This window comes from Rhizobium sp. SYY.PMSO (assembly GCF_046840415.1).
Taxonomy (GTDB): domain Bacteria; phylum Pseudomonadota; class Alphaproteobacteria; order Rhizobiales; family Rhizobiaceae; genus Rhizobium.
The window spans coordinates 2,353,512-2,366,457 of record NZ_CP177349.1; the positions used below are offsets into that span (position 1 = coordinate 2,353,512).

At 61.5% G+C, this 12,946-nt stretch carries 15 protein-coding genes; 10 read left to right on the forward strand and 5 right to left on the reverse strand.

All coding sequences use genetic code 11. The features are described from left to right. Positions 1 to 104 precede the first annotated feature (104 nt). A complete protein-coding gene (locus tag ACJJVH_RS11355) occupies positions 105 to 1,658 on the forward strand; it encodes a VOC family protein (protein WP_412065159.1) in 1,554 nt (517 codons plus the stop codon). Positions 1,659 to 1,715: 57 nt separating this feature from the next. On the opposite strand, the gene ACJJVH_RS11360 is transcribed toward ACJJVH_RS11355, so the two are convergent. Both ACJJVH_RS11360 and ACJJVH_RS11365 read right to left on the reverse strand, forming a co-directional pair. Next, positions 1,716 to 2,993, reverse strand: coding sequence for an L-fuconate dehydratase (locus ACJJVH_RS11360; protein ID WP_112802382.1), 1,278 nt, complete (start codon positions 2,991 to 2,993; stop codon positions 1,716 to 1,718). Between the two features lie 41 nt (positions 2,994 to 3,034). After that, the gene (locus ACJJVH_RS11365; RefSeq protein ID WP_412063937.1) at positions 3,035 to 4,195 is read right to left on the reverse strand and encodes a CaiB/BaiF CoA transferase family protein; all 1,161 of its coding nucleotides are present in this window, start codon (positions 4,193 to 4,195) and stop codon (positions 3,035 to 3,037) included. Between the two features lie 231 nt (positions 4,196 to 4,426). On the opposite strand from ACJJVH_RS11365, the gene ACJJVH_RS11370 reads away from it, so the two are divergent. Continuing rightward, a complete protein-coding gene (locus ACJJVH_RS11370; protein WP_412063938.1) occupies positions 4,427 to 4,840 on the forward strand; it encodes a carboxymuconolactone decarboxylase family protein in 414 nt (137 codons plus the stop codon). 56 nt (positions 4,841 to 4,896) lie between these two features. Here the strand turns inward: ACJJVH_RS11370 and ACJJVH_RS11375 are convergent, their stop codons facing one another. Further along, a complete protein-coding gene (locus ACJJVH_RS11375) occupies positions 4,897 to 5,286 on the reverse strand; it encodes a hypothetical protein (RefSeq protein ID WP_113356332.1) in 390 nt (129 codons plus the stop codon). 341 nt (positions 5,287 to 5,627) lie between these two features. Here ACJJVH_RS11375 and ACJJVH_RS11380 point away from each other — a divergent pair, with 341 nt between their 5' ends. From ACJJVH_RS11380 to ACJJVH_RS11395, 4 genes are all read left to right on the forward strand, one after another. Continuing rightward, positions 5,628 to 6,131 carry a cupin domain-containing protein gene (locus ACJJVH_RS11380; protein ID WP_113371178.1) on the forward strand — a complete coding sequence of 168 codons (504 nt, stop codon included), beginning with the start codon at positions 5,628 to 5,630 and terminating at the stop codon, positions 6,129 to 6,131. Positions 6,132 to 6,344: 213 nt separating this feature from the next. Further along, positions 6,345 to 7,193: a MetQ/NlpA family lipoprotein gene (locus ACJJVH_RS11385; protein WP_113356331.1), complete on the forward strand. Its 849-nt coding sequence runs from the start codon at positions 6,345 to 6,347 to the stop codon at positions 7,191 to 7,193. 140 nt (positions 7,194 to 7,333) lie between these two features. Beyond that, the gene (locus ACJJVH_RS11390; protein WP_112802392.1) at positions 7,334 to 8,419 is read left to right on the forward strand and encodes a methionine ABC transporter ATP-binding protein; all 1,086 of its coding nucleotides are present in this window, start codon (positions 7,334 to 7,336) and stop codon (positions 8,417 to 8,419) included. After that, positions 8,409 to 9,065, forward strand: a complete 657-nt coding sequence (locus tag ACJJVH_RS11395) for a methionine ABC transporter permease (protein ID WP_113371057.1) — start codon at positions 8,409 to 8,411, stop codon at positions 9,063 to 9,065. The genes ACJJVH_RS11390 and ACJJVH_RS11395 overlap by 11 nt, the downstream gene beginning before the upstream one ends. A gap of 63 nt (positions 9,066 to 9,128) precedes the next feature. Here ACJJVH_RS11395 and ACJJVH_RS11400 read toward each other — a convergent pair whose 3' ends face one another. Continuing rightward, complete coding sequence (locus tag ACJJVH_RS11400; RefSeq protein ID WP_412063939.1) at positions 9,129 to 10,160, reverse strand: hydroxyacid dehydrogenase; 1,032 nt, start codon at positions 10,158 to 10,160, stop codon at positions 9,129 to 9,131. Positions 10,161 to 10,211: 51 nt separating this feature from the next. Further along, positions 10,212 to 10,910 carry a DNA-3-methyladenine glycosylase I gene (locus ACJJVH_RS11405; protein WP_113392832.1) on the reverse strand — a complete coding sequence of 233 codons (699 nt, stop codon included), beginning with the start codon at positions 10,908 to 10,910 and terminating at the stop codon, positions 10,212 to 10,214. Between the two features lie 259 nt (positions 10,911 to 11,169). Between ACJJVH_RS11405 and ACJJVH_RS11410 the strand changes: the two genes are divergently transcribed. From ACJJVH_RS11410 to ACJJVH_RS11425, 4 genes are all read left to right on the forward strand, one after another. Beyond that, positions 11,170 to 11,430: a DUF982 domain-containing protein gene (locus ACJJVH_RS11410; RefSeq protein ID WP_112802400.1), complete on the forward strand. Its 261-nt coding sequence runs from the start codon at positions 11,170 to 11,172 to the stop codon at positions 11,428 to 11,430. A gap of 343 nt (positions 11,431 to 11,773) precedes the next feature. Then, the gene (locus tag ACJJVH_RS11415) at positions 11,774 to 12,031 is read left to right on the forward strand and encodes a DUF982 domain-containing protein (RefSeq protein ID WP_112802402.1); all 258 of its coding nucleotides are present in this window, start codon (positions 11,774 to 11,776) and stop codon (positions 12,029 to 12,031) included. A gap of 288 nt (positions 12,032 to 12,319) precedes the next feature. Beyond that, the gene (locus tag ACJJVH_RS11420) at positions 12,320 to 12,574 is read left to right on the forward strand and encodes a DUF982 domain-containing protein (protein WP_113356326.1); all 255 of its coding nucleotides are present in this window, start codon (positions 12,320 to 12,322) and stop codon (positions 12,572 to 12,574) included. Positions 12,575 to 12,694: 120 nt separating this feature from the next. After that, entirely contained in the window at positions 12,695 to 12,946 is a 252-nt protein-coding gene (locus ACJJVH_RS11425) for a DUF6074 family protein (protein ID WP_112802447.1), read from the forward strand.

The following is a 12,946-nucleotide window of genomic DNA, read 5'->3' on the forward strand; positions in this document are numbered from 1 at the left end:
GAGCGACTTTTGTGAACAGTGCCTCCACGGACGGCACATTGAATTGAACGCCGCCAGCGGCCTAAATAGCGACCAGACGTAAAATGACAGTCTGGAGCATCCCCATGGTCGCCGGCATCCATCACATCACGCTGATCACCCGCAAGGTACAGGCGAATGTCGATTTCTACGTCGGCTTCCTCGGCCTGCGCCTCGTCAAGCGCACCGGCGGCTTCGAGGACGCCACGCAGCTTCATTTGCTCTATGGCGACGCCACGGGCTCGCCCGGCTCGCTGATCACCTTTCTCGTCTGGGAAGACGGTTCTCCCGGCCGCGCCGGCGTCGGTCAGATCGGCGAGATTTCCCTCGCCATCGATCCGGCAAGCATCGGCTTCTGGCTGACACGCGCCCTCAGCGCCGGCCTCAAGCCGGACGGCCCGTCGGAGGAATTCGGCGAGCCGGTCCTGCGGCTGAAGGACCCGGATGGCGTCATCGTCAAGCTGGTGGGAACCACGACGCTTAAGGCGTCGGCACCATGGGCAAGCGATTCCATCCCGCAGGAGCACGCCATCCGCCGCATCCGTGGCGCGACGCTTTTCAGCGAGACGCCCGAGGAGACGCAGGCGATGCTGGTCGATCACTTCGGCTACCGGCCGCAGGCAACGGGCGGAGCGATCAGCCGGCTCGTCTCGGAGCCCGGCGATATCCTCGACATCCGCGATGCAAGCGGCTTCTGGGCAAACGCACCCGGTACCGGCACGGTCGATCACGTCGCCTTTCGCGCCAGCGACGATGCGGAATTACAGTCGGTCCATACCGCGCTGCAGGCAATCAATTCCGGGCCGACGACGATGCATGACCGCAAATATTTCCGCTCGCTCTACGTGCGCGAACCCGGGCAGATCCTGTTCGAACTCGCGACGGATGCTCCTGGCATGTTGATCGACGAGGACGAGGCAACGCTCGGCTCACGCCTCTTCGCCCCCGGTGACAGCCCGAAGCTTTTGGCCGAACTGAACGTGATCCTGCCGCAGTTCTCGATGCCCGGCGAACCGCGCGTCATCTATCGCGATCTGCCCTTCATCCATCGCTTCTTCACGCCCGGTGAGCCCAACGGCAATGTCTTCATCCTGCTGCACGGCTCCGGCGCCGATGAAACGACGATGCTGCCGCTCGGCCACGAGATCGACGCCGCCGCGACGCTGCTTACCGTGCGCGGCCGCGCGCTTGAGGAAGGTGCGCCGCGCTGGTTCCGCCGCACAGGGCCGATGACCTTCGACCAGAACGATATTGCCGGCGAAGCCGAAGCCTTCGCGGCCTTCATCGATGGCGCAATCCACGCCTATGGGCTCGATCCCGCCCGCATGGTCTATATCGGCTATTCCAACGGCGCCAATCTGCTCAACGCCATACTGTCGCTGCACCCGCATCTCATCCGCCGTGCCGTGCTGCTGCGGTCCATGGCAGCCCTCGAAAAACCGCCGGCCGCCGACCTGTCCGACACCGACGTGCTCGTGATCGCCGGCGAAAAGGATTTGTACGGGCCATATGCTCGGCCCCTCGTCGAACGCCTGCGCGACGGTGGCGCAAATGTCGAGCTTGCCACCGTCCCCGGCAGTCACGAATTCGCCGATGCCGACGTGCCGGTCATTCAGCAATGGTTGAAGCGGAACGTGTAGGGCCGACATGCGACGGACCCCTTCTCCCCTTGGGGAGAAAGAACTTGTAGCAGAGGCTCAGCCCTTGAACGTATAGTCCTTGATCGATTCCGGCTTCATCTCGATCGAGAAACCCGGCAAGCTTGGCGGCATGTAGGCCGCATCGCGAATGATGCAGGGGTCGATGAAATGCTCGTGCAGATGATCGACATACTCGATGACGCGGCCGTCCTTGGTGCCTGAGACGGCGATGTAGTCGATCATCGACAGGTGCTGGACATATTCGCAAAGCCCAACGCCGCCGGCATGCGGCCAGACCGGCAGGCCGTACTTGGCGGCAATCAGCAGTACCGCCAGCACTTCGTTAAGACCGCCCATGCGGCAGGAATCGATCTGGACGATGTCGATCGCACCCTCGGCGATGAACTGCTTGAACATGATGCGGTTCTGGCACATCTCGCCGGTCGCGACCTTCACCGGGCCGACGGCCTGGCGAATCTTGCGGTGTCCGGCAACATCGTCCGGGCTGGTCGGCTCTTCGATGAAGAAGGGCTTGGCGAAGGCAAGCTTGCGCACCCAGTCGATCGCCTGGTTGACTTCCCAGACCTGGTTGGCGTCGATCATCAGGTAGCGGTCGGGGCCGATCACCTCGCGGGCGATGGTGAGGCGGCGGATATCGTCCTCGAGATCGCGGCCAACCTTCATCTTCACATGGTTGAAACCGGCGTCGATCGCTTCCTGGCAAAGGCGGCGAAGCTTGGCGTCGTCATAGCCGAGCCAGCCGGCAGAGGTGGTATAGCAGGCATATCCCTCGCGTTCGAGCGTCGCGATGCGATCGGCCTTGCCGGCCTCCGCCTTCTTCAGGATGGCGACGGCTTCGTCGCGCGTGAGAACATCGGTGAGATAACGATAGTCGACGATATCGGCGATGTGCTCCGCATCCATCTCCGAAACCAGACGCCAGACCGGCTTGCCGGCCTCCTTGGCAAGCAAGTCCCAGACGGCGTTGACGACCGCGCCCGTCGCCAGATGCATCGCGCCCTTTTCCGGCCCGATCCAGCGCAACTGGCTGTCGCTGGTCAGGTGCCGCCAGTATTTGCCGGGGTTTTCCAATACGGTCGAGAGTTCCGTGCCGACCACCAGATGCCGCATCGCCTCGATCGCCATGCAGCAGATGTCGTTGCCGCGCCCGATGGTGAAGGTCAGGCCATGCCCGGCAAGACCCGGCTTGTCGGTATCGAGGATGACGTAGGCTGCCGAATAATCCGGATCCGGATTCATCGCATCCGAGCCGTCGAGGCTCTGCGATGTGGGGAAGCGCAAATCGAAAACGCGAAGATTGGTGATGCGCGTCATTGGAAAACTCCTTCTAGATCCATCGGCGACCTCTCGACCCCTCAGCCGAGGTCGAACTCCTCCCAGAGCGCCGCATTATGCTCGCCAACGTGCGGGGCCGCACGCTCGAATTTCGGTCGCTGCCCGTCGATGCGGATGGGCGAGCGGGTGGTGTGCAGGCTGACGCCATCGTCCCGCCCGATAGTCTGTAGCATGTCGAGAACGCGAAAGCCCTCGCTGCCCAGCAGTTCCGGCCAGTTCAGCACCCGCGCGCACCAGATGTCGGCAGGTTCGAGAATGGCGAGCCAATCATCGACATTGCGGGTGGCGATGCGCGCCGCGATCAGCGCCTTGATCTCGTCGCGCGACGTGAACCAGCTTTTCGGATCGTCGCGATAAGGTGCGAGTTCCGCCATCCCGAGCAGATCGGCGAGCTTGGAAATCGGCGTCATGGCGATGGCGAGATAGCCGTCGGCAGCGGAATAGACGCCATAGGGCGCGGAAAGATAGGCATGGGCGCTGCGGACATGGGAGCGCTCGGGCAGCTTGTTGCCGCTGTTCATGTGCACGCTCAACACCTCGACCTGCAGGTCGACGAGAGCCTCGAGCAGACTGGTTTCGACCAGCCCGCCCTCGCCCGTCACGCCGCGCCGGACCAGCGCCGCGAGAATGCCCTGGGCCGCCGCAGCGCCCGCCAGCATATCGCCGATCGCCAGGCCGAAGGGCACAGGTCCCTGCCCCTCGTCGCCGTTCAACCACATGACGCCGGAGCGCGACTGCGCCAGGAGATCCTGCCCCGGCCGCGAAACCCACGGCCCATCCTCGCCGTAACCGCTGATCGAGCAGTAGACGAGGCGCGGATTGAGTTTGCTCGCAGCCTCGTGGCCCAACCCCAGCCGCTCGATCACCCCCGGACGGAAATTCTGGACGAGAACGTCGGCTTTGGAAATGAGATTGCGCAGCGCGGCCATGTCGCGCTCGTTCTTCAGATCGATCGCCAGGCTCTCCTTGGAGCGGTTGATCGCATGGAAGATGGTGGAATCGCCACTCTCGTCATCGCTGAGATAGAGCCCGCGCGAAAGATCGCCGCCGCCCGGCCGTTCGATCTTGATGACCCTGGCGCCCAGATCCATCAGCCGGAGGGTGCAGTAAGGACCGGACAGGAACTGGCTCATGTCGACGACGACCAGCCCGGCCAACGGCAAGTCCTTCTTCAGCACCATCGATATTTCCGCTCCCCTGACATCACCGGCTCAAGGCGGCCGGCCTATCCGGGAATAACCCCGCGATCGGCGTCCGCATCAGCCTCAGTTTTCTTATGTGAATAGTATTTTCACATATGGATGATTTTTGCAAATGAAAAGAGGCAGGATAATGGAAGCTCCGTGCGGGCCGGCCATTGGAAAATGCATTATGCTTCCATGCGATGAGGGTTCGCTGAAAGGAGAAAGAGAATGACGACGGTCAAGTTGCTCGATGATGCGGAGGCGGAGACACTTCCCGCGGTCAAGGCGGTGTTCGACGACATCCGCGCGGTCAGGAAGTCCGACTTCGTCAATAATTTCTGGCGCGGCCTGGCAAACGATCCCGCGCTGCTAAAGCGCACCTGGGAGGGCCTGAAAGCGGTCATGATGGCCGAAGGCGCGCTCGACCCGCTCGTGCGCGAGATGATCTATATCGCCGTCTCGACTGCCAACGGCTGCAGCTATTGTGTCCACTCCCATACGGCAGCGGCCAGGGCGAAAGGAATGACCGGCGCCCAGCATGCGGAACTGCTCGCGGTCATCGGACTGGCAGGACAGACGAACCATCTGGTGACGGCGATGCAGATCCCGGTCGATCCGGAATTCGACGTTGGCCGGCGATGAATGCAAAAGGCCCGCCGGCGCATGCCGGCGGGCCTCCGATAAGCGTACGTCGCTCCTTAACGATCTGATTTTTCCGTCGTCTGAGCATCCGCCGCGAGAACGGCGACGTTCAGACCGTTGTTCACGGCCAACAGCCTTTTGCGGACCAGCACGCCCATCACGCGGGCGGCGGTCGAAAAGGTCATCGTGTCGAGCGGACCTTCACCCTCCCAGGGCTTGGTCAGCCGCTCGGTCACGGCCGAGACGATGTTGTTGGGCACGATGTCGGTGCATTCGCGCATGGTTTCGAACACGACGCTGATGGGATGGATACGACCATCGAACGTCACGATCGGTTCGGTTACTTCGCTGTCCCATTCCTCGAAAGCGTAGAGCGCTTCACGGAAAAGCTGCTGCAGGGTGATGGGGGCATGACCCTCATGAAGGGGCGGCAAGGCATTCGACATGTCTGTCTCCTTTCAATTGGAAGTCGGGCGCATATATGAAAACTGACGGGTCCCGTCCCGAGACCCAAGCGCTGCTTCTTCGGTTTGGCGCGCCCTGAAACGCATTCCATGGGGGCAGGCGGCGCGGCAAACCATCTCGTGACCGGCGCAACGCGGGATGCACACGAAATGTTCCCACCGGTCATTTAACTTGATCAAGTCTATAGATTAATCACGACTTGAAAAGCCTCTTTGAGAACTTTCTGCAATTCCCTTTATTTTTGAATGACTTCGGATAGAGTGAAATAACAGCGTTGCTGTGGACAGGCTGCGAATCCCTCTGCAAAGCCGAAAGGACGACCATGTGCGGCGATCACGAGCATGAGCATCAGAACGGACACGATCACGATCATCCGCCGGTCGACTGGCGCGAACACGGCATCAAGATCATCCCGGGCAACGCTCTCGATCCGAATACGGCGCAGACGCCGGGCATGAACCGCGCGACCGCGATCAACAACGCCCGCGCGGGCGCGGAAAAGATCTGGGCCGGAACCGTGACGATCCATGCCAACGCCAAGACCGGCGCCCACCATCACGGCGATCTCGAAAGCATTATTTACGTCGTCAAAGGCAAGGCGCGGATGCGCTGGGGCGAAAATCTGGAATTCGTCGCCGAAGCCGGCCCCGGCGATTTCATCTTCGTGCCGCCCTATGTGCCGCATCAGGAAATCAATGCCAGCCGCGACGAAACGCTGGAATGCGTTCTGGTCCGCTCCGGGCAAGAGCCGGTGGTTGTCAATCTCGATATCGAACCGGTCGAAAAGCCGGAAGAAGTCCTCTGGAAAGACCCGATCCACCGCTGACCGTGCCTTATTTTTTAGCAGACGCCTATTTTGCCATAGAAATAATCTACAGTATTTATAGAAAATTAGTTTGCTCTTTTGCGCCGCACAGAAAAGAGTTTTTCAGAACCGCAATGCACAACGCATGATCCTGCTTCGCGGACGAAGCACGCCTCTGAGATGATCTAGCCGTCAACGAGAAAACGATCTCGATCATCTGGAACAGGATTTCCCATGACTGAAAAGCTTTCCAAAGGTCTCGGCACGCTGCGCCTTTCCCGCAGGGCCGGCCTTGCCGCCATCTTTGCTTCCGCTGTCGCCGTATTCGGCTTGACGGCAACCGCCCCGCAGTCCTTCGCTGCAGACAAGACGATCAAGGTCGGAATCATGAGCGGCGAGGACGAGGACGTCTGGCGCGTCGTCGTTTCCGAAGCCGCCAAGAAGGGCCTGAAGGTCGAGCCCGTCGTCTTCAACGACTACACGCAGCCGAACGAGGCGCTTGAGCGCGGCGAAATCGACGCCAACGCTTTTCAGCATCAGCCTTATCTCGACAATCAGGTGAAGCAGCACGGCTATCATATCGTCAATGTCGGCTTCACCGGCATCTGGCCGATCGGCCTCTACACCAAGAAGTACAAGACCGTGGCTGAGCTTCCGAAGGGCGCCGTCATCGGCGTGCCGAACGACCCGTCCAACGAAGGCCGTGCGCTTCTCGTGCTGCAGCATGAAGGCGTGATCAAGCTCAAGGACGGCACCGGCATCCTCGCCACCACCGCCGATATCGCGGAGAACCCGAAGAACGTCGAGATCAAGGAGCTGGATGCCGGTATCGTCGGCCGGTCGATCGACGACCTCGACGCCGCCGTCGTCAACACCGATTGGGCGCTGAAGAGCGGCCTGACGCAGAACGACCGCATCGCGCAGGAGCCGACCGAAGGCAACCCATACCGCAACTTCATCGCCGTCAAGCAGGGCAGCGAAAACGAAGCCTGGGTCAAGACCCTGGTGGCGTCCTACCAGAACGACACCGTCAAGGCCGAGTTCGACAAGGTCTACAAGGGAACCGGCCAGAGCGCCTATTGATGTCAGGACAGCGCGGGGGACAGCGCGGGGGACAGCGCTGAGCGGCGGGCGGCCGGGGCAATTTGCCCGGGCCGCCTTCGGTGTTTAAAGCCCAGCCTCAGCCCGCGCCGTACCCAAGAAAAGAAGATCGGGAAGCAGACATGAACTCCTTCATCCCAGCCACATCAATCGACGGACAGGCGCCGCCTGAACGTTCGACGGGCGACGAGATCATCCGCCTGGTCGACGTCCGCCGCCGGTTTGGCACCACACCCGCGCTGGACGGCATATCGCTGACCGCGCGACGCGGCGAAATCGTCGGCATCATCGGCCGCAGCGGCGCCGGAAAATCGACGCTGATCCGTTGCCTGAACGGGCTGGAGCGCGCCGATAGCGGCGAAATCCACATCGAAGGCCGCGATATCGCCCGCCTTTCGGAAAAGGAGCTGCAGCCGTTGCGCCGCCGCATCGGCATGGTCTTCCAGCATTTCAATCTGCTCTCCGCAAAGACGGTCGAAGAGAATATCGCCCTGCCGCTCAAGATCGAGGGCGTCGCCAAGGCCGAGCGGCTGCAGCGCGCCCGCGAACTGCTGGAGCTCGTCGGCCTTTCCGACAAGGCCAAAGCCTATCCCTCCGCGCTTTCCGGCGGCCAGAAGCAGCGCGTCGGCATTGCCCGCGCCCTTGCCGCCCGGCCGGCGCTGCTGCTGTCCGACGAGGCGACATCTGCGCTCGATCCCGAAACCACGCGCTCCATCCTGGCGCTGCTGAAGGACATCAACCGCAAGCTCGGCCTGACCATCCTGCTCATCACCCACGAGATGGAAGTGGTCCGCTCCATCGCCGATCGCGTTGCCGTCATCGATGCGGGCAGGATCGTCGAGGAGGGCTCGGTCTGGTCCGTCTTCGCCAATCCTCAAGCCAGCATCACGGCAAGCCTGCTGGGCGGCATCCGCCCACAGCTGCCGGAGCATATCGCGGCGCGCCTGTCGCAAACATCCGGCGCCGAAGCCATCCTCAGCGTCGATCTCGCCGGCCCGGCCGCGCAAGGGGCGCTCTTTGCCGAGCTTTCCGCGACCCTGCCGCGCTCCTTCCGGCTGGTCCACGGCGGCATCGACCATATTCAAAATCAGCCCGTCGCCCGGTTCTTCATTGCCGTGCCGACGCGCGACGCAACCCTGCCGGCACGGGTCGGCGATTTTCTGAAAGCCCGTTCCGCCCGGGTGGAGGTTCTCGGCTATGACAACTGACGTTATCCTCAACCTGCTCTGGCGCTCCTTCTGGGAAACGATCTGGATGACCGGCGCATCCGGCCTGCTCTCTTTGGTCATAGGCCTGCCGCTCGGCCTTGCCCTCGTCGTCACCGGCCGTGGCGGGATTGCCGAGCAGCTGCCGATCAACAGCGTCCTTGCGGCCCTCGTCAACGGCTTCCGCGCCGTGCCCTTCGTGATTCTGCTGATTGCCTTGATTCCGCTGACACGGCTGATCGTCGGCACCTCGCTCGGCACGACGGCCGCGATCGTGCCGCTCACCATCGCCGCGATCCCCTATTACGCCCGCATTGCCGAGGTCTCGCTGCGTGAAGTCGATCGCGGCCTGATTGACGCGGTGCGCGCCATGGGCGGCAACCGCTGGACCATCATCCGCGAGGTTCTGGTGCCGGAGGCCATGCCCGGCATCGTCGCGGGCTTCACGGTCACTCTGGTCACATTGATCGGCGCCTCCGCCATGGCCGGCACAATCGGCGGCGGCGGCCTCGGCGATCTTGCCATCCGCTATGGATACCAGCGTTTCGAAACCAGCGTCATGATCGCCGTCGTCGTCGTGCTGATCATCCTCGTCTGCGGCATGCAGTGGCTGGGTGATCGCCTCGCCACCCGGCTCGATCGCCGCTAGCCTTATCGGCACAGTCTCGTTCCCGGCGCGAAAAGACACCGCGCCGGGAACGGAGCACAGCGATCAGTTGCGCGTGACCGGCTTCGAGCGCATGCGCGACACGGTCTCCCGTTCCGCGCGCTTGCAGCGCATCGGCGGCAGGCCGCGATCCATCAGATCCATATCTTCCAGCACCATGTCGCCCATTCTCTTGAAGGCGCTGTCCAGCGCGCCCGCGCGATGTGCCGAGCGCAGGAAGCCCTTCAGCTTGCGAACCGGATGATCGAGGCCGAGCGGCTCTTCCGGATAGACGTCGCTTGCCGCCACGATATGGCCGGAGGCAACCGCTGCCATCAGCGCATCGAAATCGACGACATCGGCCCGGCTGAGCAGAATGAAGGCCGCTCCCGTGCGCATTTTCGCGAAAGCTTCAGCACCGAGAAAACCCTTGTTCTCGCTCGTGACGGAAGCAACCACGAAAACGAAATCGCTGCCGGACAGGACTTCGTCCAATCCCGCCGGTTGAACGCCATGTTCCCTGAGAATAGAGGGCGGCATCCAGGGATCGAACACCCTGATATTGGCGCGGAAACCGGAGAGAACCCGGTTCAGCGCCTTACCCAGGTCGCCGAAGCCGATGATGCCGATATCGCTGCCGGAAACGAGCCGCGCCCTCGCATTGCCGTCACCGCCCCAAAGCTCCCTGCCCTCGCGGAAATCCAGATCGGCATCCACGATGCCACGCGCCAGGCTGAGCGCAAATCCCAGGCCGATTTCCGCGACCGGCTCGGCAAAGACCTGCCCGGTGGTGACGACATGGATGCCGCGCTCGAAAAGCACCTCATAGGGCATATTGTTGATAAGATTGCTCTCGACATTCAGGATGCAGCGCAGCTTCGGCATGCGATCCAGCGTCTCCTTCGACAGGGGCGGCTGGCCGATGACGTAGCGCGCCTCGGCAAGCACCTCATCCCCCAGCCCGGCAATATTTTCCGGGTCGGCCTCGACGATGCGATATCTCGAATGAAGAAGCGACATCGCGTCCTTCGTGAAGATCAGCTCGAGCGAGCGCGGTTCCGGCGCGCTGATGGCCAAGGGCCGGCTGTCGGTCGTCATTCTGTTCCTCCCAGTCCCGGAGCGCGATCCAACATCATTCCACTGACCATATCAATCGGCCTCATCCTCTCCTCCCGGCATTCCGACGGAGAAGGCGCAGATGCGCGAGAGATGGGTGAACGGCAGGCCCGTTTCCGCGTGCCAGGCGTTGAACCGCTCCTGGATCAAGCGCAGATCTTTCTTGCCCGGCTTGCTCTCCGAAATGGGCAGGCCGGAAAGCCGCAGGCAGGCGAGAACGTCATGGCTCATGACGAAGCCGTCGCGGCCGAGCGCCCGCAGGAGATATTGCCCTGTCATACCGCCCAGCCGGTTCGCCTGCTTGTCCAGCACGGCAAGCAGGCCGATCTGATCCTCCAGCGGCCAATCGGCGAAGAAGCGCCCGGCGCTGCCGTGCTCATCGGCAAGCCGGCGGACGAACTGAGCGTTGGCCCGAACCGACATGATCTTGGCGCCATTGCGAATGACCCGCGTATCGGAGGTCAAGTCATGCCAGTAGTCGTCGGGGGCAAGATTGAGAAAGGCGGGGTCGAAGCCTGAAAAGGCCGCCTCGAAGCCCGGCCATTTGGAATCGATGACGTTCCGCACGAAACCTGCATAGAAGACGTAGCGCGTCATCTCGGACAAAATCCGGTCGTCGGACAGGGCGCGCAAAGCGTCATGATCGGGCATCTTCGGCAGCAAGGCCTTCAATCCGTCGGCACCGCCCTTGCGCTTCTCGGCCCGTTCCTGAATCTCCGCAAAGCGTCCCATCGCTATCCCTCGTCCGGCTGTGCTGCGCCCCCAAATCTTTTATGATCTCCCACGTCCGCGCAAGCAATCTCCGCGTCCTGATCGCCGAGGAAAACACGGCATCGGAAGATATGACTCGAAAGTTGATCGCCCCGTCGTTGGAATTGGTTTCCCGGAGATTGAAACAGTTCCAGACTGCTCCAGATATCGTCTTGAAATTAACTTGAGATTTCGCGCATCGTGGCGTTAATTGCGGCGGCGTTGGATCGGAGCCTGTACCATGAATAATAAAGACTGGAATGATCCCATCATGGTCATCTGCAAGCGTACCGGAAAAACCTACACGGTCGCCAACACGAAAGAAGCGCTGGATATGCTGCTGAACGCATGGCCCGTGGCGGAAGGCAAGGCGTTCATGATGGCCCTGCAGATCTGCGCCGACGTCGAGCGAGGCCAAGGCCGGTCGCTCGAGGCCCGAAACAGCTTTCTCGCGGCAGCGATGGAGGCTGGCGTGCCGATCGAAGTCCCGGTGGTCCAATAGAACTGCGGTCCCCTTCTGCCATGCTCTTTCGCGTGCGGCGCGATTTCCTGTCTCATTTTCGGACAGTTCGATGGCCTGAGCGGACAATGACCGACGTCGGCCCCTCATGATTGTCGCACTCTTGCTCCTCATTTTCCTCGCGGCGATGTTTCGAGGCATCCTGCGCGCCCTTTTCTTAGGATTGGCGCTCCTCGCGGTGGTCCTGCTGCTGATTGCGATATAGCAGCCAAGCATTTCCGGCCGCCGGCCCTGCTTTCGGAACCGGCCGCGATCGATTTTCACGAAATCACGAAACCTTTTGCCACCACGCGAGTTTCGATGGCAATGTCGGAGCATCATCGAAATGAACATGATCTTTAATAGCGGCGATATTCGCTGGCATGAGCCCGTTTATCTCCGTATCGGCTATGGCATCCCGGAAGCGATCAGAAGCCCGAAGGAAGCCTGCAACCACCTCCTTTTCCGTTGGCCGGCCGTTCGTGGCGAAAAATACGACGCAGCCCGAAATCTCTGCACGGAGGCGAACACCAATCCGCTTCTCTGCCAGAAAGCCCGGGAGGTGTTCGTCGAAGCCTGCATCGAGGCCAACGTGCTGGATTAGGCCATTCGTACGAGACCGAACCTGCCGCCGGCCACCCCGGAGACTGAGGGCTTGGGCACAGATTCCAAGGGATCGGCATGGCATCGCCACCGAAAAGCCCGATCGGGCCTGAAGCTCCCATGACGTCTTCGGACATATGTTCGCGCGCGCTGCAAGATCCATGGCCGGCGATTCAGCCTCAACCGGCAGACGAACGAAACCAGCCTCGTTGACGGTGGCAATCGGCGTTCGATCCGGAACGTTTCTTGCTGGGTCACCGAAGCATTTACGTTTCGGAGGTAATGCGTTTTGAAACGAAACACTTTACGGCCATTTCCAGCCGTTACGCTGGTGATAGGAGAAAGCGGCGGAACCCGTCGTATCAATTCAGTGCACCAGGTGGCGGAATTGCTGCTGGGGCAATGGCCGGTCGAAAACGGCGAGGAATATGTCGCCGCAGTGCGCGTCTGCCTTGAAGCCATGCTCGGTGCGGTTCCGCCCGAGGCCGTGAGAGATGCCTTGATCAAGGCCGCGCGGGAGGCAGGCATATCCGTCATGCAGTGAGCCGCCTCTTTCTCCCGGCGGCGATCGAGATCTCTCAAGGACAATTCACTTTTTATGAACGAGTGCCAGCGATGTTTCCAACAAAGGCGGGCGATTCGCCTTGCCAATCACGGAGAGAATATGTCGCTTCTACCATTCCCGGCCGACAGGCGTACCAGTAATGTCAGGCGGTGTGCCACAGCCCTGCAACAGCTTCACGGAGAAGCGGCAAATCGCTTCTGGCGCTCGGAAATGGCTGGCTTTGCCGCTGCCCTGCGCGAGCAGGGAGTGGAGGATGAAGAGATTTCGCGGCAGGCCGGCCTCTTCATGCATGCGGTTCAGATGGAACTGCAACTCGTCTATGCCGCCGATGAGATGAACGCATCGGCCTGA